This window comes from Leucobacter sp. M11 (assembly GCF_035726885.1).
GTDB lineage: Bacteria > Actinomycetota > Actinomycetes > Actinomycetales > Microbacteriaceae > JAPFRB01.
Window position 1 is genome coordinate 334,401 of sequence record NZ_JAPFRB010000002.1, and the last position, 1,392, is coordinate 335,792.

Annotated in this window: 2 protein-coding genes and 1 pseudogene; all 3 read right to left on the minus strand. The window is 71.6% G+C overall.

Annotated features, from left to right (window positions below; translation table 11 throughout):
• A partial coding sequence (locus tag OOT08_RS05860; protein ID WP_325091649.1) for a hypothetical protein occupies positions 1-299 on the minus strand: 299 nt, incomplete at its 3' end.
• Entirely contained in the window at positions 296-1,015 is a 720-nt protein-coding gene (locus OOT08_RS05865; RefSeq protein WP_325092115.1) for an ABC transporter ATP-binding protein, read from the minus strand. The genes OOT08_RS05865 and OOT08_RS05860, both read right to left, overlap by 4 nt.
• A gap of 38 nt (positions 1,016-1,053) precedes the next feature.
• Positions 1,054-1,392, minus strand: a pseudogene (locus tag OOT08_RS05870) (hypothetical protein); the annotation flags it as partial.

Genomic DNA, 1,392 nt, shown 5'->3' on the forward strand with positions numbered 1-1,392 from the left:
ACGGCCTCGTTGATGAGGTCGCGGTTCGTGAAGCTCGACACGGGTCGCTTGGGCTTCCGGAAGCGGGCGAAGGGCTTCGCGAGCCAGGTGAACACGGCCGCGAAGACCGCGCCGATGCGCGCGAGCAGGCGACGGAACCGGCCGGGCTTTCCGCCGTTGCCCGCCGCGTCCCCGTTCGCTCCGTCTGCTCCGTCCCCGGCTGCCTCGGCGCGCGCATCGCCCGCCTCGTTCGCGGCGAGGAGCTCGTCGAAGTCGAGCACCTCCGACTCCGTCCCTCGACGGCTCCGCCGGGCGCTCATGACAGCTCCGTCAGCTGGCCGTCGGCGATGCGGAGCCGACGCTCCGCCCGCTCGGCGACCGCGAGGTCGTGGGTAATCATGACAATCGTGAGCCCGTCCCGGTGGAGCTCGTCGAAGAGCTCCATCACCACATCGGAGTTGTGCCGGTCGAGGTTCCCCGTCGGCTCGTCCGCGAGCAGCAGCATCGGCGAGGTGCAGACCGCGCGGGCAATGGCCACGCGCTGGCGCTCTCCGCCGGAGAGCGTGCCCGGGAAGAAGTCCACCCGGTGGGCGAGCCCGACCCGGGCGAGCGCGTCGCGCGCCCGGTCCTCGCGCTCCTCGCGCGGGGTGCCGCTGTACATCGTGGCGAGCACCACGTTATCGAGCACGGTTCGCGTGGGCAGCAGGTGGAAGGACTGGAAGACGAAGCCGATGCTGCCGCCGCGCAGGGCGGCCCGCTCGTCCTCGCTCAGCTGAGCGGTGGTCTGCCCAGCGAAGCGATAGTCACCGCTTGTGGGCCGGTCGAGCAGCCCCAGCGTGTTCAGCATGGTCGATTTTCCGGAGCCGGAGGGGCCGATGATCGCGAGGTACTCCCCCGCGTTCACGCGGAGGGAGACTCCGCGCAGGGCGTTCACCGCGGGCGGCCCCGGAAAGATCCGGGTGACGTCGTCCAGGTCAATGACCGGGGCCGCCTGGTCAGGCGCTGCTTGCGCCCCGGAGCGGGCCCCCGACGCTATCGCCGGGCCCGCGCCGAGCGGGTTCTCGATGCGTTCGGTCACCGGCCGACCACCACGGTGGCCCCCGCCGTCAGGAGGGGGTCTTGGGAACTGATCTCCACAAAACCGCCCGCGGCGAGCCCCGTCTCAACTGTGACGAGCTCGGTCTTCGCCTCGCTGGCCGGGCCCGGGCCCGGGTCCGTGACGATTTCGACGCGGCTCTCTCCGCCCGACCCCGCGGACAGCGCGGCCAGGGGCACGGCGAGGACCTCGCCGTCGGTTGAGGCGACCGGGATCGTAACGCGGACGTTACTGCCCCGCAGCTCTTCGAGCTGCTCGGGCGTAATCTCGACGGGTTCCAGGGTGACCTGCATGCGGCCCTTGCTGTCGCCGCCACC